At 56.9% G+C, this 21307-nt stretch carries 23 protein-coding genes and 1 tRNA gene; 16 read left to right on the plus strand and 8 right to left on the minus strand.

The window, feature by feature from the left end; translation table 11 throughout:
• The 4 genes from QN399_RS23855 to QN399_RS23870 form a co-directional block, all read left to right on the plus strand.
• Positions 1-147, plus strand: a 147-nt coding sequence (locus tag QN399_RS23855; RefSeq protein WP_330201805.1) for a hypothetical protein, incomplete at its 5' end; no start/stop codon positions are given.
• Between the two features lie 139 nt (positions 148-286).
• Positions 287-2059 (plus strand): acyl-CoA dehydrogenase C-terminal domain-containing protein, encoded by a 1773-nt coding sequence (locus tag QN399_RS23860; protein WP_322278364.1) that lies wholly within the window; start codon positions 287-289, stop codon positions 2057-2059.
• Positions 2060-2169: 110 nt separating this feature from the next.
• Positions 2170-3348 (plus strand): acetyl-CoA C-acetyltransferase, encoded by a 1179-nt coding sequence (locus tag QN399_RS23865; protein ID WP_322177898.1) that lies wholly within the window; start codon positions 2170-2172, stop codon positions 3346-3348.
• Positions 3349-3468: 120 nt separating this feature from the next.
• Positions 3469-3545, plus strand: a tRNA-Met gene (locus tag QN399_RS23870).
• Between the two features lie 240 nt (positions 3546-3785).
• On the opposite strand, the gene QN399_RS23875 is transcribed toward QN399_RS23870, so the two are convergent.
• From QN399_RS23875 to QN399_RS23900, 6 genes are all read right to left on the minus strand, one after another.
• A complete protein-coding gene (locus QN399_RS23875; protein ID WP_330201806.1) occupies positions 3786-4190 on the minus strand; it encodes a carboxypeptidase regulatory-like domain-containing protein in 405 nt (134 codons plus the stop codon).
• Positions 4191-4264: 74 nt separating this feature from the next.
• Positions 4265-4825: a lipid-binding SYLF domain-containing protein gene (locus QN399_RS23880; protein ID WP_322177896.1), complete on the minus strand. Its 561-nt coding sequence runs from the start codon at positions 4823-4825 to the stop codon at positions 4265-4267.
• Positions 4826-5213: 388 nt separating this feature from the next.
• Entirely contained in the window at positions 5214-5678 is a 465-nt protein-coding gene (locus tag QN399_RS23885; RefSeq protein ID WP_330201795.1) for a hypothetical protein, read from the minus strand.
• A 246-nt stretch (positions 5679-5924) separates the two neighbouring features.
• Positions 5925-6521, minus strand: coding sequence for a chromate transporter (locus QN399_RS23890; protein WP_330201796.1), 597 nt, complete (start codon positions 6519-6521; stop codon positions 5925-5927).
• Positions 6518-7087: a chromate transporter gene (locus tag QN399_RS23895; RefSeq protein WP_322278358.1), complete on the minus strand. Its 570-nt coding sequence runs from the start codon at positions 7085-7087 to the stop codon at positions 6518-6520. Before QN399_RS23895 ends, QN399_RS23890 begins: the two co-directional genes overlap by 4 nt.
• A gap of 307 nt (positions 7088-7394) precedes the next feature.
• Positions 7395-8498 carry an AI-2E family transporter gene (locus tag QN399_RS23900; RefSeq protein WP_330201797.1) on the minus strand — a complete coding sequence of 368 codons (1104 nt, stop codon included), beginning with the start codon at positions 8496-8498 and terminating at the stop codon, positions 7395-7397.
• Positions 8499-8769: 271 nt separating this feature from the next.
• Between QN399_RS23900 and QN399_RS23905 the strand changes: the two genes are divergently transcribed.
• The 12 genes from QN399_RS23905 to QN399_RS23960 all read left to right on the plus strand — a co-directional run bounded on the left by QN399_RS23905 (position 8770) and on the right by QN399_RS23960 (position 18627).
• Positions 8770-9165, plus strand: a complete 396-nt coding sequence (locus tag QN399_RS23905; RefSeq protein ID WP_322177891.1) for a hypothetical protein — start codon at positions 8770-8772, stop codon at positions 9163-9165.
• Between the two features lie 101 nt (positions 9166-9266).
• A complete protein-coding gene (locus QN399_RS23910) occupies positions 9267-9653 on the plus strand; it encodes a hypothetical protein (protein ID WP_322278355.1) in 387 nt (128 codons plus the stop codon).
• Between the two features lie 404 nt (positions 9654-10057).
• Complete coding sequence (locus tag QN399_RS23915; protein ID WP_322177889.1) at positions 10058-10330, plus strand: heavy-metal-associated domain-containing protein; 273 nt, start codon at positions 10058-10060, stop codon at positions 10328-10330.
• Positions 10331-10357: 27 nt separating this feature from the next.
• Positions 10358-10798, plus strand: coding sequence for a DUF411 domain-containing protein (locus QN399_RS23920; RefSeq protein ID WP_322177888.1), 441 nt, complete (start codon positions 10358-10360; stop codon positions 10796-10798).
• Between the two features lie 217 nt (positions 10799-11015).
• Entirely contained in the window at positions 11016-12824 is a 1809-nt protein-coding gene (locus tag QN399_RS23925; RefSeq protein ID WP_330201798.1) for a copper resistance system multicopper oxidase, read from the plus strand.
• 9 nt (positions 12825-12833) lie between these two features.
• A complete protein-coding gene (locus QN399_RS23930) occupies positions 12834-13700 on the plus strand; it encodes a copper resistance protein B (RefSeq protein WP_330201799.1) in 867 nt (288 codons plus the stop codon).
• A 77-nt stretch (positions 13701-13777) separates the two neighbouring features.
• Positions 13778-14161 (plus strand): copper homeostasis periplasmic binding protein CopC, encoded by a 384-nt coding sequence (gene copC / locus QN399_RS23935; protein ID WP_322177885.1) that lies wholly within the window; start codon positions 13778-13780, stop codon positions 14159-14161.
• Positions 14162-14164: 3 nt separating this feature from the next.
• The gene (gene copD / locus QN399_RS23940; protein WP_330201800.1) at positions 14165-15103 is read left to right on the plus strand and encodes a copper homeostasis membrane protein CopD; all 939 of its coding nucleotides are present in this window, start codon (positions 14165-14167) and stop codon (positions 15101-15103) included.
• A 188-nt stretch (positions 15104-15291) separates the two neighbouring features.
• Entirely contained in the window at positions 15292-15519 is a 228-nt protein-coding gene (locus QN399_RS23945) for a hypothetical protein (protein ID WP_219063445.1), read from the plus strand.
• Between the two features lie 116 nt (positions 15520-15635).
• Positions 15636-15887 (plus strand): hypothetical protein, encoded by a 252-nt coding sequence (locus QN399_RS23950; RefSeq protein WP_322177883.1) that lies wholly within the window; start codon positions 15636-15638, stop codon positions 15885-15887.
• Between the two features lie 669 nt (positions 15888-16556).
• Positions 16557-16808 carry a hypothetical protein gene (locus tag QN399_RS23955; RefSeq protein WP_322177882.1) on the plus strand — a complete coding sequence of 84 codons (252 nt, stop codon included), beginning with the start codon at positions 16557-16559 and terminating at the stop codon, positions 16806-16808.
• Between the two features lie 103 nt (positions 16809-16911).
• Complete coding sequence (locus QN399_RS23960) at positions 16912-18627, plus strand: SulP family inorganic anion transporter (RefSeq protein WP_330201801.1); 1716 nt, start codon at positions 16912-16914, stop codon at positions 18625-18627.
• A 41-nt stretch (positions 18628-18668) separates the two neighbouring features.
• On the opposite strand, the gene QN399_RS23965 is transcribed toward QN399_RS23960, so the two are convergent.
• Together QN399_RS23965 and QN399_RS23970 are read right to left on the minus strand one after the other, a co-directional pair.
• Positions 18669-20012, minus strand: coding sequence for a TerC family protein (locus tag QN399_RS23965; RefSeq protein ID WP_322177880.1), 1344 nt, complete (start codon positions 20010-20012; stop codon positions 18669-18671).
• A 38-nt stretch (positions 20013-20050) separates the two neighbouring features.
• On the minus strand, positions 20051-21307 hold the full coding sequence (locus QN399_RS23970) for a divalent metal cation transporter (RefSeq protein ID WP_322177879.1): 1257 nt from the start codon (positions 21305-21307) through the stop codon (positions 20051-20053).

Below are 21307 nucleotides of genomic sequence, written 5' to 3' on the forward strand. Positions count from 1 at the left end.
GTTCGCGAAGCCGACATTATCAGCTTTTGCCGCGAGCATCTGGCAGGGTTCAAGGTGCCGCGCACCGTGGTGTTCACCCAACTGCCGAAGACCTCCACCGGGAAGATCCAGAAGTTCGTTCTGCGGGACATGGCCAAGAATCTTTAACCCTCGGCCCTTTAAACCTCGATAAGGCCCCTACCAAGCGACAGGTCCGACCTGTCGCTTCGGGGCTTTGCACGCCAAAGTGGCACGGCCATCCAAACGTGCCGTGCAATCCATACGCTGTTCCAACGAGGTTCACGTTATGCCTGAATTCAACGCCCCATTGCGCGACATGCGCTTTGTTCTGCAAGAAGTGTTCGACGCTCCAGCCCTGTGGGCACGCCTGCCAGCCTTGGCCGAAATCGTCGACGCCGCCACTGCGGATGCCATTCTCGAAGAAGCTGCAAAGGTCACCGGGCAACTGATCGCCCCGCTCAACCGTAGCGGCGACGAGGAAGGCGCGCAGTGGCTCGAGGGTCAGGTCAGCACGCCGAACGGTTTCAAAGAGGCCTACGCCACCTACATCGAGGGTGGCTGGGTAGGCCTTTCCGGTAATTCTGACTTCGGCGGCATGGGCATGCCGAAGATGCTCGCCGTACAGTTCGAAGAAATGCTCTATGGCGCCAACTCCAGCTTCGCTTTGTATTCGGCCCTGAGCTCGGGCGCTTGCCTGGCCATTGATGCCCACGCCAGCGAAGATCTGAAAAACCTGTACCTGCCTCCGATGTATGAAGGCCGCTGGGCCGGTTCGATGTGCCTGACCGAGGCCCATGCGGGCACCGACCTGGGCATCATCCGCACCCGCGCCGAACCTCAGACCGACGGCAGCTTTAACATCACCGGCAGCAAAATCTTCATCACCGGCGGCGATCAGGACCTGACCGAAAACATCATCCACCTGGTGCTGGCCAAGTTACCGGACGCGCCAGCAGGGCCAAGAGGCATCTCGCTGTTTGTAGTACCCAAGGTGCTGGTCAACGCCGACGGTTCGCTCGGCCAGCCCAACGCGGTCAGTTGTGGTTCGATCGAGCACAAGATGGGCATCAAGGCCTCGGCCACCTGCGTGATGAACTTCGACGGCGCCAGCGGCTGGCTGGTCGGCGAGGCCAACAAAGGGCTCGCCGCAATGTTCACCATGATGAACTACGAACGCCTGTCCATCGGCATCCAGGGCATCGGTTGTGCTGAGGCGTCTTACCAGAGCGCCGTCGCTTATGCCCGCGAACGCATTCAGAGCCGTGCGCCGAGCGGGGCGGTGGCAAAAGATAAAATAGCCGACCCGATCATCGTCCACCCCGACGTACGCCGCATGCTGCTCAGCATGAAAGCCATGACCGAAGGTGGCCGCGCCTTCGCCAGCTATGTCGGACAACAACTGGACCTGGCTAAATTTTCCGAAGACGCCCAGGAGCGGAGCGACGCGCAAAACCTGGTCGCCCTGCTCACTCCCGTCGCCAAAGCATTCTTCACCGACAGCGGTCTGGACAGTTGCGTACTGGGCCAGCAAGTGTTCGGCGGCCACGGCTATATTCGCGAGTGGGGTCAGGAACAACTGGTGCGTGATGTGCGTATCGCGCAGATCTACGAAGGCACCAATGGCATTCAGGCACTGGACCTGCTCGGGCGCAAAGTAGTCGCCAACGGCGGCGTCGCCCTGCGTCAGTTCACTCATGAAATTCGTGTGTTCGCCGACCAGCCCGACGCCAAGTATTCCGTGCCATTGCTCGACGCCGTCGAGCGTCTGGAAAACCTCAGCGACTGGCTGCAAGAACAGGCAAAGACCAACCCCAACGAAGTCGGCGCAGCGTCGGTCGAGTATCTGCACCTGTTCGGTTACGTCGCGTATGCCTACCTCTGGGCGCGCATGGCTCAGGTCGCCGAGAGCACGCGCGGCGAAGACGAAGCGTTCTATGGCGCGAAAATCGCCACTGCCCAGTTCTACTTCAGCCGCCTGCTGCCCCGCACCTTGAGCCTTGAACAGTCCATTCGGGCAGGCAGCGCCTCGCTATACGGCCTGGATGCCGAACAGTTCTAACTATTTAGCGTAACGCGGCGCCAGCCTGGTTAGGTGTCCGCGTATTTTTATCGATCTGCCCTCGCCCACTTGGCGAGGGTCGGGGTGACATTCGCCCTATGGAGTATTGAATGCGTGAAGTTGTCATTGTCGCCGCCACCCGTACTGCGGTTGGCACATTCCAGGGCTCGTTGAGCCGCATCCCCGCACCGGAACTCGGGGCTGCGGTGATCCGCCGTCTGCTGGCTGACACCGGCCTACCAGGGCAAGACGTGGATGAAGTGATTCTCGGGCAAGTACTGACCGCAGGCGCCGGGCAAAATCCGGCACGCCAGGCCACGCTAAAAGCCGGACTGCCACATACCGTCCCGGCAATGACCCTGAACAAAGTCTGCGGCTCCGGCCTCAAGGCGGTTCAACTGGCCTACCAGGCCATTGCCTGTGGCGATGCAGAGATCATCATCGCCGGTGGCCAGGAAAACATGAGCATGGCCGGCTACGTGCTGCCAGACGCCCGTACCGGGCTGCGCATGAACCACGCGTCACTGGTCGACAGCATCATCCAGGACGGGTTGTGGGATGCCTTCAACGATTATCACATGGGGATCACCGCCGAGAACCTGGCCGAGCAATACGGCATCAGCCGCGAAGAGCAAGACGCCTTCGCTGCGACCTCGCAACAGCGGGCCTGTGCTGCCATCAACGCAGGGCGCTTCCAGGAAGAAATCACCGCCATCGACATCCCCCAACGCAACGGTGAAAGCGTGCGATTCGAACAGGATGAGCAACCCCGTCCTAGCACCTCCGCGCAAACCCTGACCAAACTGCGACCGGCCTTCAAGCCCGGCGGTACCGTCACGGCGGGTAACTCGTCGTCACTCAACGATGGCGCCGCAGCCGTCATGCTGATGAGCGCAGATAAAGCCTCCGAGCTGGGCTTGCCGATACTCGCGCGAATCGTCACCGCCGCCAGCGCAGGCGTCGATCCGGCGATCATGGGCATCGGCCCCGTGTTCGCTACCGGCAAAGCGTTAAAGAAAGCTGGCTGGACGCTGGCGGATGTCGACCTCATCGAAGCCAACGAAGCCTTTGCGGCCCAAGCCCTGGCCGTAGGACGCGAACTTCACTGGAACAGTGACAAGGTCAACGTCAACGGCGGCGCCATCGCCTTGGGCCACCCTATTGGCGGATCAGGCTGTCGGATACTCGTCACCCTGCTGCATGAAATGGTCAAACGTGACGCCAAAAAAGGCCTCGCCACCCTCTGCATCGGCGGAGGCCAAGGCATCGCGTTGCTCATTGAACGCTAGGCCAGCCCCCATAAACACCCGTTTCACAGGCCCTGCAGCCTAACCGCTTGATCACACGCATAAATTTTCACTAACAACGCTTGACACATATTCGTTATCCGCGAATAATGCGCGCCACTTGGCTACATAGCTCAGTTGGTTAGAGCATAGCATTCATAATGCTGGGGTCCGGGGTTCAAGTCCCTGTGTAGCCACCAAGTACCGGTTTACAGACGTCTACAGCAGTCTATAAACCACCTCAAGAAGCCCGCCTCGTGCGGGCTTTCTTGTGTCTGGGGTATCGCGACTGGACGCCAGCGTTCTGTGGCGTTCACAAATTTCTGTTATCCAGAAAACCCGAAAGTTGATTCTTTAGCGCACCCTCATGCAGGCTTTTTTTGCCCGTCATCATCACGCGGCTTAATCTTTACGGCTTTTACCCCTCAGCAAACTCAGGGCTAATCACTCCAGTGAAGATTCACCGTACCGGTCGACGAACCTTCCAGCACGACGGTACTTCGTTTCTCATGGCCATTCTGGCTGGCGATGATGAGATAGTTATCTGCTGGCAACTTAACGTAAACGATGGGACCCACCTGACTCAACGACACTATAGAGCGGCCTTTGGCAGTCTGAATCACAACATCAACGCCACTGAGGTACTTATTGTCCGGCCCGATGGAGAAGGTGATGTGCAGGTTGTAACCCTTGACCTGCTGGATGGCCTGCGACTCGTCCTGGCCAACGCCACCAGACAGATAGGTGATGCCGTTTTGCTCCTTCGGCTCCAACTGCACAGCCGACATATCAATCGGTACTTCGCTGGCGGCCTGCAGTACCACAGGAGAGAAACTCAACAGCACGGCAAGGACAACTCTTGAAGGCGTTAACCCACGGACGGAAGTCACAATGAATACTCCTCAGTGTTATGGCCAGATTAGCGTTTGATCAGAGAGATTTTGGTTCCTTCAATGCTGACGCCCGCCATCAACCCTTGCTGATCGAACACAAACGCATACGCATCATCCTTCAGCGTCGAGCTCGACAGATTTTTTGCGAGCCCTTCATCAACGAGGACAACGGTTGGCCCTACGCCAATTTCCCAGCCCTTGGTTTCGCGCACATACTTCACCGCTTTTTCGGTCATCAAGAACAGCACATAGCCGTATGACTGCGCGCCTGCTTGTAGCCCCCATGACCCGGTCACGGAGTTGTAATAGCCCTCCACTTTCGAGCCTCTCAACAACTCGCCTTCACCATAACTGCCTCCAAACACAAGGCCCGCTTTGACAATATTAGGGAATACGAGCACAGCCTTGGCACTGCGCGAAATGGTCTCGGCAGATGGATTAGTTTTGTAGAGTGCTTGTAAGGCCTGCCGGGAGCTTTTATCCAGGTCCTCGGCAGTAGCAGCACTTGCGCTATTCAGGAAGGTCGCCGATGCCAGCGATACGGTAAGCAGGATAATCGAGAGAAAGAACCGGACTGACGTTGTCATTGCTGTACTCCTATGGTGGCAATAGAAGGGATGTGACAACAGTATCCGGCATAGACCCTACAGGCTCTGCAGCCCCAGGGTCGGAGTCCGGCGCCATGGGGGCCCGCACTACGACCCCTTACGTTGAGAGGCTGGCTCAAGAACGCCATGATCACCATCACCCTAAACATGGCTGTACTACCGGTCATCATCTACCAGCGATCTACTGTTCTCAACGCTGAGTCTAGTTGCTGTGCCACGTTTGCTCGGTAGCAAATACAGCGCCCGACGAATGGCACAGGCTCCGCACTTTCAACGTGGACGAGCACCCTGGTTAGAGGAATGGGCACGAGAGATCTTTCTGACGCCGGGCTTGCGGTATTGAACTGCTTGCCCGGCCACGTTGAAATTAACGGTCTTGTTTGGTCGTTGATATGGCCGCGTTGGACAACCCTTTGGCGTTGTGATCGCCCGGCGTGGTGCCAGAAATCGACGTTGCCTTGGACAGCCCACGAGTATTTTTAGAGTGCGCGACGCCAGAAGTGATCGAGCCGCGGTCATCCTTATCGGTAAGGGCATTGCCGATATGCTGACCGCTTACCCCTCTGTCTCTCACGGCCTTTCCATCATGATCGCTGCTCAACCCGTTGCTCTGCCCATTGCTCCCGGTTCCGCCAGAGTGCCCGCTACCTCCGCTGCCGCTGCTACCGCCGTGACCGCCAGCGCCAGCGCCACCGCCGCCACCGCCACCATTGCCGCCGCCATCTTTTGCATGGGCTGAGGAGATGAACGAAAACTCACCGGGCAGCATGGATATCGCTGAAAACACCATCAGGCATGCCGCAACAGCCATGCGCTTTTTTGTTATAAACATGACAACTCCACGAAGTTAAATTCAACGCGGATGTGACAGTTTTCACACGATTAGGTTCATAGCCAAGGAACAACAGAACGTGGTGTGTCTAGCCCGGCCCTGCGCCGGTTTTTTTCCATTTCTGCGACATGCTTTTCACGTCGCGTTCACTCCAGCCTCGCTAAATTTAATCTACTCCTTTGAAGAACTCCCTTGGCCCGCCCTCATCCGCGGGCTTTTTTTTGTGTCGCTTATTCCGTGCCAGGATTAGATCCATCCAAAGCCCCCCAGCACGGCTCCCGCCGCAATCAGCCAGAGCAAGTGGACCTTGGTTCGCCAGACAAGCAAAGCAGCGACCGCAGCCAGCAAGCTATAGCCCCATTCCCTAGCCGGATCGCCGAGCCCGACGATGAGTAACCAGCCAGTCGCCAAGAGCGTTGCAATCACAAAGGGAGCCATTCCAGTCTTGAAGGATCGAACTGCCAACAACTTGCTGTTGCGAGCGATCCAACCAGAGCAGAGATAGCTAACGATCAAAGCGGGGAGCAAAAAGCCCAGCAGGCTAAGCACCAGACCGAAACAGGCCGGAATCAGTGCCGGCCATCCAGCGCCGATCCCACCCACGGAGTTAAGGCCAACGTTCCAACCGAGCAACGCCACAAATAGAACGTTGGGGCCTGGCAGGGCTTGAGCGATGGCCATGGAAGAGGAAAATTGCAAGTCGCTAAGCCAATGCTGTTGATCGACTAAATAGCGGTGCATCTCGGGCGCCGGGCTCATCGGGTTACCCACTGTAAGCAATGAAAGCGAAACAAAATGCAGTAATAACGAGACCCAATCGAAGGCATGCATTGTGACGCTCATTCCGATGGGTCCTCAGAGGCATGACGCTCGCTGCGGACTCTGAAGTGCCGAAAATACGAATAAAGAATGCCAGCGCCCCCAACCCCCAGCAGGACCCAATACAGCGGCCATCGCATAAGTGCAAGCGCCACAAACCCGACGATCACCAACAGGATCGACGCCGTCCAACCCATTGGGTTAAGCCGCAGAGCCGAGAACAAATTCAAGCTGGTTCCCACTATCAGACCGGCCGCTACAGCACTTACGCCTCTGAAAGCGCCTTGAACGAAGGGCAGATCAATCACGTGGGCATACTGGGATGCCACGATAAGAATCAGAATCAAAGGGGCCGCCAACAGCCCAGCCAGTGCCGCGACGGCTCCGCCCAAGCCGAAGTGCCGCCGTCCGAACGCCAAGGCAAGATTCATCACGTTGGGGCCCGGCAGGATTTGCGCGACCGCAAATTCTTCGACAAATTGCTCGCGTGTCATCCATTCTTTTTTATCAACCAATACCCGTTGAGCCACAGGCATCACTCCACCAAACCCTTGGAGGGTCAGCGCAGAGAACGTCAGGAAAAGGTCCATCTTCGATTGAGGTGAATGAGTCATCGTGATTCATGCCATGCGTTGTGCTCTGAGCGGCGGCGCCCGCGGGCCGGGCTGATGGCGCAACAATCTGTATTGCGTAGAGCCCGCATTTATTCAAGCCTTACCACATCTGCGACATCCCTTTCACAAGACTTTCACGGTGTAGAACGCACATTGCAGGCTACTCTCTCGTGATAGATTTTTTAGCCCGCCATCGTGCGGGCTTTTTGTTTCTGCAGATCCCGTCATGAGTCACTGGCCTCGGTGAAATGATGGGGACCTGGATGGGGATGAGCCCGTGGCATCAGGGTTGCTTCTGATCGTCCTGCCCGCTGCCTTGCGGCTGGTCCCTCACCCATTGCCAGAACAACTGATAGCCGACCGCCAGCATTACCGGGCCGATGAACAGGCCTATGATGCCGCTGGCGACCATACCGCCCAAGGCGCCGATCAGCACCACCGGCATCGGTACGTTGACGCCACGCCCCAGCAGCAGTGGTTTGAGTACGTTATCGACCAGGCCGGCAACGAAGATATAGATGGCGAACACAATGGTCGCCGTGGTGGCACCCTGAGTGACGAAAACGTAGACGATCACCGGGAGGGTCACCAAGGTGGCCGGTAACTGCATGATGCCTATCAGCAGCACCGCCAAGGCGAGCAGACCCGCACCGGGAATGCCCATGAGCACAAAGCCGACGCCGATCAGCAGCATCTGGATGAAGGCGATACCCACCACCCCCAGCGCCACCGCACGAATGGTGGCGGTGCACAGCTCGGTGATTTGCGGCCCCTTGATGGGACCGGAGATGCGCGAAGCGATCTGCACCGCACTGCGGCTCCCCCCCTCGCCATACGCCATGACGATACCGGCGATGATCAGGGCGCAGAAGAATATGAGGAAGCCCATGCCGACGCCTGCGAGCTTACTCAACAGGGTGAGGCTGACGTTTTTGATTTGCGGTATGAATTTCTGCGTCAAACCGGGCAGGTCGGTGGCCGCTTGCAGCCAGAGACCATGCAGCGGCTTGCCCACCAGCGGCCAATCGGCTATCGAGTCGGCCGGTGGAGAAATATGAAAACTGCCGCTTTTGACCAAGGTGACGACACTCGCCACCGAGTCAGCAATCGAGGTGCCCAACAGGTAAATCGGCACCATGAGGATACTGATGGAGACCAGCACGATCAGCGTCGCGGCACGCCCCTCGCTGTGCCCCATAATACCGATGAGCCTGCCCTGCAGCGGGTAGAGAGTGATCGCCATGATCACCGACCAAAGCATCAGATCGATGAACGGACTGAATATCCGGAAACAGAACATCACCAGTACGGCAATCAGCCCGGCACGAATCAGTACATCGAGCAGACTACGGGAAAACGCCTTCTCGGAGTTGAGCGTGGGCCCCATTGATTGCCTCCTTGCAGACCGTTGCAAAGGTATGAAATCGGTAACATCAGCATAGACACCTCTCAGTAACAACAACATCAAACTCATCCACCGCGAACAGCGCAATCAGTGGCGCAAGTGATACCGGAAAATTGGAGCGAAAAATTCGAGCGTCCCCTTCTCGGCTGCACACCATAGGCTGTGCTTTACTTGATATGAATCAAGGGTGGCACTTCGAGGTAGCGTATGTTGAGTGCGCCACCACCCGTTGACCTATTGTCGGGGATGTATCATGTTCTGGTTTCGCTATCACCAATCAGCGTTCATGCGCTTCGCCATCGTGTTGTGGGTGTTAGCGTTTGGTCTGGCCGCGACCCAGGGATGCCTGACACAGCCCAGCCACAATCCCGCGACAACCCACGTCTCGCTCAACACCGTGCAAGATGACGATAGCCACGACGCCCATCCCCTTGGCTGCATCGAACACTGCGCCGATGCGGCGATTGCCGTGAGCCCTTCACAGCACCTTCAACTGTTTGACCTGTCCAGTTGGACGTTTCTGTTACTGATCCCTGCACTGCTGATTTTTTACCCCGTCAATTCCTCTGCTTTTGCCTTTCTTGCATTGCGGCGCCCTGCCCCTGCCAGACCGCCCGCTCGCCTGATTTTCGTCCGTTTCACTATTTAGACCGACCTTCTGCGCGCCGAATTCCGGCCGCACTTCTTGGCTGCGCCACTCTGGCGCGGCTTTGTATCGCCTGTGTTGCCCTTACCCTTTGGAGATTTGCCATGCATATGTCATTGAAACTGATCCTCGCTGCCCTGCTCATCAGTAGCCCACTCATGGCCTCGGCCGCCGACGAACCACAGCCAGAGCCGTCGTCGACCACGCCAGCTCAAACAAGCGAAATGCCCATGCAGAACAAAGCCATGACTGAGCAAATGCAAAAAATGCAGGCGGCGCACGACAAAGCGGCGGCGGCCAAAACCCCTGCCGAGCGACAGGCCGCCATGCAGGAGAACATGAAGACGATGAAAGACAGCCTGGGCATGGTGCAGAAAAACTGTAATGGCATGGGCATGTCCGGCAACAAAGACGGCATGGGCATGATGAGCATGATGATGAAAATGATGGATCAGCAATCGAGCATGATGGCGATGCCCATGAACCAGTGATCCTGGCGATAGCGTCGTGCATTGAACCTGTGCGACGCCTCACGGGATACCACGTCCTCAGGAGTACAAAAACATGATCAGTTCACCGCACTCAACTGATCCCCCCAACATTTTTGAGGAGTAAACCCGGCGTAGCGTTGCCCATGCGGCTGGTGATCACCTTGTTCTATCTGGCCAGGGAACACACGACCCTATGTTGGGCCTACCGATCCTAAGGAGGCCTGGCGACGCGCTGATCGGCGTCGGTGGCATTCAATGTATTGCGCCTGCGCAAGGTTTCGATGGATTGAGTGACGAAGGACCTTGACCTTGTCATAGCGACAAGGTTGAGGATAAATCCAAGGCCACAGAAAAAGCCGCATACAGCTGTCCTTCCACGATCAATTTTTTGTGAGGCGTCATCCATGAAAACCGTTGAACTGCAAGTCCAGGGCATGAGCTGTGGCTCATGCGTCAAACATGTCTCCGAATCACTACGCTCACTTGAAGGCGTCAGTGACGTGGCAGTGGATCTACCATCCGGACGGGTGAAGGTCAGCGGCGGTTCGGATAGCCATGCGCTGCTTGCAGCCCTGCAAGACGCGGGCTACCCGGCACAACTGGCGGCAGTGGAAAGTGTAGCCAGTAAAGAAATCTCAGGTTGTGGCGGGAACGGCGGTGGTTGCTGCTGCCGGTAAACGGTCTTTTTAAATTGGAGAGTTCCCATGAATACCAAACTTCGTATCGCTGTTCTTACTGCACTCTTCATGGCAGGCGCAGCACAAGCCGCTGAAGTCATCGACGTTTACCGCGACCCTAACTGTGGCTGCTGCGAGGAGTGGATCAAGTACCTTGAAGCCAATGGCTTTAGCGTGCGCGACCATGTCGAACCCAACATGAGCGAAGTCAAACAGCGCCTCGGCGTGGCTCCGCGCCTGGCCTCCTGTCACACCGCGATGATTGACGGAAAATTCGTCGAAGGGCATGTGCCAGTGGCACAGATCCTTGATCTGAAGAATCACCCCGACCTCGTTGGAATCGCGGTGCCCGGTATGGTATCGGGTTCGCCCGGTATGGAGTATGGCTCGACCAAACAGCCGTATCAGGTGATAGGTCTGACCGATACCGGTAATGATCGGGTAATCGCGGATTACCCAGGCAATTGACGATGACCTTTGGGGGGAACACATGGCGCCCGTCGGAGCGGCCAGATAACAAAAGCTGTTCAATCTCCGCGCGAGCCTGACCGCCCTTGCCAACCTGACTGAAATGTAATCATCCGCGTGCCTGTCATGTGGCATCTTGCTCGCTAAATAGCGGTTGGCAGCGGGTCCCTGAGGCGAATCCGTACCTGCCTGGATTCTGACTTATTGGATACCGTTCATGCATTCCAGAACATCAAGACGTACCTTCGTGAAAGCCTTGGCTGCGGGCGGGATACTCGCAGGCTTTGGGCTGTGGCGCAGTCCGGTGTGGGCGATTACCAGCCCGGGCCAACCGAATGTGCTTGCCGGCACTGATTTCGATCTTTCTGTCGGTGAGATGGGCGTGAATTTCACAGGTACTCCACGCACCGCCATGACCATCAACGACAGCCTCCCTGGGCCGCTGCTGCGCTGGCGCGAAGGCGACACGGTGACCCTGCGGGTCAGAAACCGGCTCAAGGAAAACACCTCGATCCATTGGCACGGGATTATTCTGCCGGTGAATATGGACGGTGTTCCGGGCCTGAGCTTCCACGGAATCGAGCCAGGTGGCCTGTACGTGTACTCGTTCAAGGTCAAACAGAACGGCACGTACTGGTACCACAGTCACTCCGGTTTTCAGGAGCAGGTCGGTGTCTATGGGCCAATCGTCATTGATGCAAAAGACCCCGAACCCTTCAGCTACGACCGCGACTATGTGGTGATGCTGTCCGACTGGACGGATGAAGACCCCGAGCGGGTCATGAAAAAGCTCAAGAAACAATCCGGCTACTACAACCAACACAAGCGCACCGTCGGCGACTTCATTGACGATGTCAGCAAGAACGGCTGGTCCGCCACCGTCGCAGATCGAAAAATGTGGGCGCAAATGAATATGAGCCCCACGGACCTTGCCGACGTCAGCGGCGCCACCTACACCTACCTGCTCAACGGACAGGCTCCGGACAGCAACTGGACTGGCCTTTTCCGGCCTGGCGAACGGCTAAGGTTAAGGTTCATCAATGGCTCGGCAATGAGCTACTTCGACGTGCGCATTCCCGGCCTGAAGATGACCGTCGTCGCGGCAGACGGGCAGCACGTGAAGCCGGTCAGCGTTGATGAGTTCCGCATCGCCGTGGCCGAAACTTTCGATGTGATCGTAGAACCCACCGAAAACGCGCACACCCTGTTTGCCCAGTCGATGGACCGCACAGGTTTCGCAAGAGGAACATTGGCGGTACATGAAGGGTTTTCAGCCCCTGTACCGCCGCTGGACCCACGCCCGCTGGTCACGATGAGCGACATCGGCATGGGTGATATGGGCGGCATGGACCATGGCGACATGAAGGGCGCTGGCCAGGATTCGATGCAAGGCATGGAGGGCATGGACCACAGCCAGATGGCGGCAGGTAGTGACGACTCCATGCAGGGAATGACGGGCATGGATGGCAGTTCGATCCAGGGCATGAGCGGCATGGGCACCATGGAACCCCACCCAGCCTCCGAAGCTAATAATCCACTGGTCGACATGCAGACGATGAGCCCCACGCCGAAACTCAACGATCCCGGCATGGGCCTGAGAAACAACGGCCGCCGGGTACTGACCTACGCAGATCTGAAGAGCACGTTTCAGGACCCGGATGGCAGGGAGCCAAGCCGGACGATCACCTTGCACCTGACCGGGCACATGGAAAAATTCTCATGGTCCTTCGACGGCATCAAGTTCGAGGATGCCGAGCCGCTTCGTCTCAAGTACGGAGAGCGCGTCAGAGTTGTCCTGGTAAACGACACCATGATGATGCACCCCATTCACCTGCATGGGATGTGGAGTGACCTGGAGGATGAAAACGGTGAGTTCATGGTTCGCAAACACACGATCGACATGCCGCCGGGAACAAAACGCAGCTATCGCGTGACCGCAGATGCCTTGGGACGATGGGCCTATCACTGCCATCTGATGTACCACATGGAAATGGGCATGTTCCGCGAAGTCCGCGTGCAAGAGTAGGAGAACGGCATGAACGTCGACAAAACCGCTAAACCTGTATTCGCCAGCCTTGTAGTTTTAGGGTTGGGCGTGATGCAGCTGCCTTTTGCCTATGCGCAAGCTGAGCCTATGCAAGGTACGGATGGCGGCCAGATGCAGGGCATGGAACCGAGTCCCCCCCAGGAAAGCCGAACGCCGATCCCGGTGCTCACAGACGCTGATCGCGCCGCTGTTTTTGAAAGTCACGCGGGACACCAAATGCCCGACCGCTCGATCAACTCGTTTTTCTTGATCGATCAACTCGAATGGCAAGACGCCGATAAGGGAAGTGCACTGAGATGGGAGGCGAACGGCTGGATTGGCACCGACACCGACCGCCTCTTACTTCGCTCGGAGGGCGAGCGGACCAATGGCGTCACTAAAAGCGCCGAAGTCCAGGCCCTGTGGGGACACGCCATAAGTCCTTGGTGGGACGTGGTAAGCGGCGTGCGGCAAGACTTCAAGCCCGGTGCGCCCCAGACTTGGGCCGCGCTGGGACTGCAGGGCATGGCGTTCTATGACTTGGAAACGCAAGCGACTGCCTACCTCGGCGAGGGGGGCCAAAGTGCACTCAGGCTCAAGGGTGACTACGATATTTTGCTGACCAATCGTTTAATTCTTCAGCCCACCGCCGAAATAAATCTCTACGGAAAAAATGACCCACAAAGAGGTACAGGATCGGGCCTGTCGGATACCGATATCGGCCTGAGGCTTCGTTATGAAGTTCGCCGCGAGTTTGCGCCGTACATCGGCGTGACCTGGAACCGTTCCTACGGGAAGACAGCTGATTACGCCCGAGAAGAAGGCGAAGACCGTAGCGAGACACGTTTAGTACTAGGCGTGCGTATGTGGTTTTAAACGCAATCGACACGTGAAATCCAAACCGGCTCAAACAATAAAACTCAACCAGCGGCCCACGCCGCCAGGAACCTTGCATGTCATATTTCAAAAGCATCACCGTCGCAACAGTACTCAGTACCGGATTGTTCCTGAGTGCTATAGCCCAGGCGCATCCAAAACTACTGTCATCTACGCCTGCGGAGGGTGCCACGGTAGCCGCGCCTGAAAAAATCGAACTGCACTTCTCGGAAAAGCTCATGACTCAGTTCTCGGGAGCGAAACTGATCATGACTGACATGCCGGGCATGCCTAATTCACCCATGGGCGTTAAGGCCCGTGTCGCAGGCGGCGCCGACCCAAAAACGATGGTGATCACTCCCGCGGCTCCGCTCACGTCAGGCACCTACAAGGTCGAGTGGAGAGCGGTCTCTTCCGATACCCACCCGATCACAGGCGCCGTGACCTTTAAAGTCAACTGATCCATGGGCGACTCAATCAATATAACGCTTCGCTTCATGCTGTATATCGACCTGATGTTGCTCTTTGGGCTGGCGGTGTTCGGTCTGTATAGCCTCAGAGGAAAAGAACGGGCCGGCGGTGCCGTTTTGAATTTTGAGTTGCTCTTGGCGGGCACCGCTGTTATCGGCATTTTGCTGTCGATGGCAGCGATGCTGCAAATGGCCAAGTCGATGAGCGGAGTGTCCAGTTTCATGGAACTCCATTACCATATTTTCCAAATGATGCTGATGGGGACTGATGTCGGGCTGACCTGGATGGTCCGAATAGCCTCGCTGACGCTGGCAGTCGTAGCCGCCCTATTCAACAGGCGCGCCCCTGCTTTCAGCCTGTGGATGGTCACTGTGTGCGGAGCCACCGCACTGGCTACTCTAGCGTGGACAGGGCATGGCGCCATGGATGAAGGCCCTCGTCGCTACCTGCATTTCACGAGCGATATTGTTCATATTCTGGGTGCTGGCGGCTGGCTGGGTGCTCTGGCCGCATTTGCGCTTTTGTTGCGTTCAAACAAGCTCACAGGCGAACTGCAAGTCCGGTTGCTGGCGCGAACGCTGACCGGTTTCGAATCAGCAGGGGCGCTCATCGTCGTCACCCTGACTATCACCGGGGTAGTTAACTATCTGCTGATTATCGGGCCGACATTCGAGACATTGACCACCAGCACTTACGGGGCCCTGCTGTCTTTAAAGGTCTTCTTGTTTGCCGGGATGCTAGTGTTTGCGGCGTTGAACCGCTTCCACCTGAGCCCGCTGCTCGAACGGTCCATTCAAACAGGGGTTTACACGGTCGCTATCAACGCCTTGCGGCGCAGCATGATTCTGGAGTTGTCGGCCGCCGTGATCATTCTGAGCCTGGTTGCCTGGCTCGGCACCCTCAGCCCGGAGATGGAGATGTCGGCTGAATAGACCACCGTAGAAGGTCTGGTGGTTAAAGATGGGGCAAAGATCGGGATTTAATCGCGGTAAGGTCTGGCTGCAGACCGATCCAGAAGCTTATGCAGCAGGACTTGCCTTATGATGAACGTCAGAAACAATACAAGGCGATCATGGGACCGTAGCGGGCTCGTGGTGCGACGTTTTTTTAGGGGGTTATCGTGGGAATCAAGAAGTCAGCGCAAGAATTGAAGCGCGACCTTAATAATGTGGCCTGCAATCTGGAGCAAACGGCAGGCGAAATCAGTCGGCTCGCCGAGCGAATTAACGATGTGGATGTTGTTGCGGTGTTGCACCTGATGAATCGCTTATACAAGGATTCCGACCGATTAAAAGCCTATGTCGATGAGATAAAGTCGGGACGGATCGTCAGGAATAAAGCCGAGTAAGGACCCTAGAGGTAACAGCCGGAGTCTTAAATCCAAACAGACTGAACGAACCGACTTCACTGACTTCTTACGTTCATGGCGTTCCACTCTGTTCGCTGTGCACACAGGGTCATTCCATGTACATCGAAAACAACTCCGCGCTGCTCCAATCCCTGATCGCTCAGCTCTCGATAGCCGAATTCAGGTCTTCGCTTGCCTTGATGGGTAACGCTGAGCGAAACCTTATGGGCTTGAGGGATCTGATTCAGCTCGATATGATTTCTGGCGACTTTACGTATGGCGGCCTAAGTGATCCGCTTGGCCTGCTGCTCGTCGCTGCGGATCACATACGGCTGACAAAGCGGGGTGCCTTGTTCAGCTATCGCTAAGTCGCAATGCTTGGCGAGTATCACTCTGCCCTCCGGTCATCGCCTGATCTCGGGTAGGCCCCTGACATTGGGTATGCTAGGGGCTCAACCGCGAGAATCAACCATGCGCAAACTCCGACCCCATGACGACCCGCTGCCAAAAATGATCGCAAATCTACTTGAATTGCGTGAGGCCCTTTCGAGCCTGAGTGCTAGCGAAAGAACACTCAGCTCATTGAGAGCAAGCGACAAGGTTTACGGGGTTATTTTGCCGATCAGCCGCAGGGCAGACTTTTTCGCCTCGAAGATCGGGCGCATGCTCGAAAGCCGGATAAAGACCATGAGCGAAGCGAACACCTCGAGCCCCCGGGCACGTCCTTAATGAGTGACCGAATAAAATAATTCGTTCTGTTCTGTCGCCTGTCATACCCCATCTAATTGTTATAGGTCACCGCACACTAAAAAGGGCTTACCTAAAGGTAGGCCTTTTTAGTCATCAGCGAAAAGTGGGCTGTGCAAGACGCCGTTGATGATGCCCAGCGCCGTTTATATTATTGCGAGCGCAGTAAGACCGATCTCTTTTTCCCTTTTTACTCAACTACATGTCCAACAGGCGACCTCGCATGAGGTACATTAAAATCCGATCCTCCCACCCAGGCGGCAGCCCTCAAGCTCAGCAAGGATGACACCGTGAATACCCATCAGAAGCTGCGAACCTTTGACCGTATCCGCGAAGCAGTGTTGCCGGAATATCGCGACCGGGTTGCCGAGTACCTGAGCCTCTACGAAGAGGCTCTACACGACGACAACATCCAGTCCGATGACTTGCGCGCATCGGCCAATCAGCTCAGGGGCTACCTGCGAGGCCTTAATACGACCAGGGTGCTGGGCATGGCTGACTGGGAAGAGTTGGACCGTCGTGTTGTCGAATCGTGGTTATGATCAATAGATCAATGGGGCAGGACGCTTAGCCTGAGTATAAAAAGTAAGCTCAGGTTATTTTATCCGGGACCAGAGCCCATGCAACGTGATCGAGGCGCCACCGATGTCAACACCAAGCCCGCAGTCCGGGCCTGTCAAAACAAAGCTGATCGACCGTGTGTCCTGGCTGGATATCATTGCCGGCTTGTCGTTGGCTGGATTGCTGTTACCGGAGGCAGTCGCTTACGCAAGCATTGCAAATCTGGCGCCTCAGGCCGGGGTCATTGCCCTGTTTGCCGGACTGGTCTGCTACGGATTGATCGGCACCAGCCGCTTCGCGATCGTCTCTGCAACGTCATCGTCTGCTGCCGTGCTGGCAGCTGCCTCCGCGTCGATGGCGGGCCCAGACAACACGCTCAGACTGGTTATTGCCATCGCCCTGGTCATGCTGACCGGTCTGTTTTTCACGGTCGCGGGACTTGCACGATTAGGCAGCATGTCAGCCTTTATTGCCAAACCGGTTTTGCGCGGGTTTGCCTTCGGCCTTGCCATCGTGATTATTTTCAAGCAGATCGCTCACGTGGTTGGCGTCCACCCCCAGCACACTGACCTGATCCGATTCTTGGTCGAGTTATTCAGTCAGACAGGATCATGGAATTGGGCCGCCGTGGCGGTGGCCGTCGCCGCGTGGTTATTGCTGTTCTTGTTTGCCCGTATGCCACACCTGCCCGGAGGGCTGCTGGTGATTGTCATCGGCATCACGGCCGGTGAATGGCTGAACTTTTCGCAGTATGGCATTAGTCTGGTCGGCTCCATAAACCTGCAACTCACCGCACCGACGCTCCCGACGCTGCTGTACACAGAGTGGCTACGAGTAGGAGAACTCAGTATCGCCATGGTGCTGATTCTCTACGCAGAGTCCTACAGTTCGATCCGCAGTTTTGCGATGAAGCATGGTGACAGTGTCTCGCCTAACCGGGATTTACTTGCCCTCGGTGCCGCTAACCTGGTGTCTGGACTTTTCCACGGCATGCCGGTGGGCGCCGGTTACTCAGCGACGTCGGCAAACGAGGCATCGGGGACTTTGTCGCGACTGGCGGGTTGGTCTGCTGCCCTTGCGCTCTTGATCATCGTGATGACGCTTCTGCCAACCATCGCCCTGACACCGGAACCTGTGGTGGCGGCGATTGTCGTGCATGCCGTCAGCCATACGCTTCGCCCATCGACTTTTGCTCCTTATTTCACGTTGCACCGCGACCGACTGGTCGTGATTGCTGCGGTATTGGCAGTGCTGTTATTAGGTGTACTGGATGGCTTGCTGGCAGCTATCGCTGTCAGCCTGGTGATGCTGTTGCGGCGGCTGTCCGAGTCATCGGTGACCATTCTTGGGCAGCTCAATCATGGCCATGATTTCGTCAGCACAACCCTTCATCCAGAGGCGCAAGCAGTCCCTGGCATTTTGATCTTGCGCCCACACACAGGTCTTTTTTTTGCGAATGCCGAACGGGTGTTTGCGCAGGTACAAAAATACATTACGGCCGCTGGCGATAGCGTGCATACCATTATCCTCAGCCTGGAAGAGTCTCCGGACCTGGACAGCTCAAGCGTGGAAGCGCTACAGGATTTTTGCAAAGTAGTCCTCGACCAGAACAAGCACTTGATGCTCGCCCGTTTAAAAACCCGGGTGCAACAGGTATTGATTCGAGCGGAGATTCCGGGACTTCCCATAGATGTGCTGTGTGCGCTCAGCGTGGATGATGTAGTCAGGGTCGCGCAGGAGCTTTATTCCGGGCCAAAAACCGGTTCATTGGATGCTATTTACAATGAACCGACTCTCTAGTTGCTGCGCTAAAAAGGCAGCGGCCCAAGGTTCCATGAACACTAGTGGACGCGTGCACACTGAATTTGCGAGAAGCTACCGCCGCTGAGCGTCACCACATTGCTGTTGGTCTTCTCTATTTCACTGGGGGGCGTAAGGTGAAGCGCGCTGACTGCTGCTGCGGGGTTCTCCCAGAGAATTTTTTTAAGGCTCACGTAGCCTGCCGCTTCTCCGTTCCCGGTGACAATACGTATCGCACTGCCGCCGGGCCGATAGTAGACAGTGGCAATGGCACCGGGGCAAACATAGGCGCTGTCGGCCACGGGCCTGGGCAGCAAGCCACCCGCGATGCTGCCAATGAAGCTGTACAAAACCCAGCTCACAAGACTTATAGCCCCAAGCCCTACCAATATCTGTACACGCCCCCCGAAGACGCGACGCCCACGGTCTGGCACTTCGGCCGGAACACTGCGCGCGACAGCTGCCGCTTCAGGCTTGTCCTGAACAGGGTTGACACTGGCGAGTACCCACTCGGCGCCTCCCGTAGAGGGCGCTGTAGCTGACGATTCTGCAGAACTGGTCGCGCCCACGCTAGCGCGCTCGGTGAGGGCATCGACGGCAACGATCAACACACTGTCCCGAGCGACTTCGGCAACTACGCTTGCCGCTATAGACTCCGATGCCGGAGGTGCTCTTCGAAGCTTTGGTGCCGGCTTGGCAACCGTCGCGCGCTGTCGATGAATAATGCGCGCTTGCAGGACCACAAAAGCCGCGCACAGGAGCGGCACCATTGTGTTCAGCGCAGGCGACTGAGTATTTACCCAGCCCACCACCGCAGGATCGGAAACGGCGATATCACCCGCAACATAGCCAAGCAGCGCGCCGCCAACCGAGACCAGAAAAGGCTGACGATGAAGCAGCCGGGTGATCTGCACGCTCCCGAACATCAACAGCGGCACGCTTAGGAGCAATCCCAGCACCAGATAGAAAATACTGCCCTGCGCCACTGCCGCCAGTCCGACCACGTTGTCCATGCTCATGACCAAATCAGCCACCAGTACGGTCGTCACAGCCCCGAACAGGGTGGTCGGCGTATTTTCGACGGAGTCACTCTCGTCATCCGGCTGTTCTTCGATCAGCAGCCGGATTGCAATGACGATCAGCAACCCCGCACCGATGAGCTTGAGAAAGGGCGCCAGCAGCAACCACCCGGCCAGTGTGGTCAGGAGCACGCGCAGCACGATGGCCCCGCCAGTACCGATCATCACCGCCTGTTTCACCTGATTCGCTGGCAACCCGCGGCAGGCCAGAGCGATCACCAGCGCATTGTCGCCGGACAAAATCAGGTCCAGCAGGGATATCTGAAAGATCATGCCTATCGCGTGCAGTAAACCTTCAAACATCATGGGACTGTTTCCAGGCAAGGAGATGTTTCATATAAAAATCACCCGAGTGAACCGGCGATGCTGGCATACAGGCCGAGTGTTGAAGTCAGTACAAAGATGACGCCGACAGCCAGTGCGTACCCTCCCCGCAATTGATGTGCTGCCGGCAAGACACTGCGCGCCAGCAAGAACAGCAACAACAGCATCACCGGGATCAGAATTGCATTAACCACGCCCACGGCAATCGACAGCCGGATGAGATTGACGCCCGAGGCCACCAGCAGCGCGCCAACGATTAGCAGCACCGCGAAAGGTCCATAGAACCAAGGTGCATCCAGTGGGTGTTGCTCCAGCGAGTGGCGTACCCCCATCGCCTCCCCCAACGCCAACACAGCTGTCAGGCAGACCACAATAGTTGCTACTAACGCACCGCCGGACAGCCCAATCGCGAAAACGACTTTGCCCCAACTGGGGCCGATCAGCGCACCAAACGCATCGCCGATCTGAGCGATGTTGTCCAGATTTCCACCCTGCTCGTGCGCACCCAGCGTGGCGGCGGCGGCGATCAATACCGAGGAAGTCAGCACCTGGCACAGCACCGTACCGACCAACGTATCGACTCGCGCCAGCCGAAGTCGGCCCGTGTCCAGCCCTTTATCGATCAGCGCCGACTGTTGGTAGAACAGCGTCCATGGCATCACGCTGGTGCCGACATTTGCCGCGACCAGATACAGATAGTCATGGTCGGCGAGAGGTATTTGAGTCATGTCGTGCAGCATCTGATGAACGTTCGGGTGGGCCTTGAACGCCATTACCAGAAAGGCAAGTCCGAACAACCCGATAGCAATGGTTACCCGCTCTACCGAGTGATAGGAGCCGGTCAGGACCATGCCGAGAATCATCACCACCAGCGCCACAAGAATTTGCCAGCCCAGGATTCCAAAGAGGCTGCCTGCACCAACCAGCCCGCTCATCTCCGTAACCAATGTACCGAAGCAGCTCAGCAGCAACACCGCTGCGGACACTATCGCGACCGCTTGACCGAAGCGCTGTCGGACCAGTTCGACATAACCTTTACCAGTGCACAACCCCAGTCGCACCGTCAGTTCCTGGGCCATGAACATCAACGGGACCAACAATAATTGCAGCAACAGCAAGCGGTATCCCCACTGTGCACCGCTCTGGGCAGCCGTCACCACGCTGCCGGCCTCGGTATCGGCCAGCATCACGACCAGTCCCGGCCCCATGACGGCGAACAAGCGTGTCAGCCGTTGCCAAAATGCTTTGTGGTCAGAAGGAAGCTCAATGACTCGCAT

The organism is Pseudomonas sp. 10C3 (assembly GCF_036346185.1).
GTDB lineage: Bacteria > Pseudomonadota > Gammaproteobacteria > Pseudomonadales > Pseudomonadaceae > Aquipseudomonas.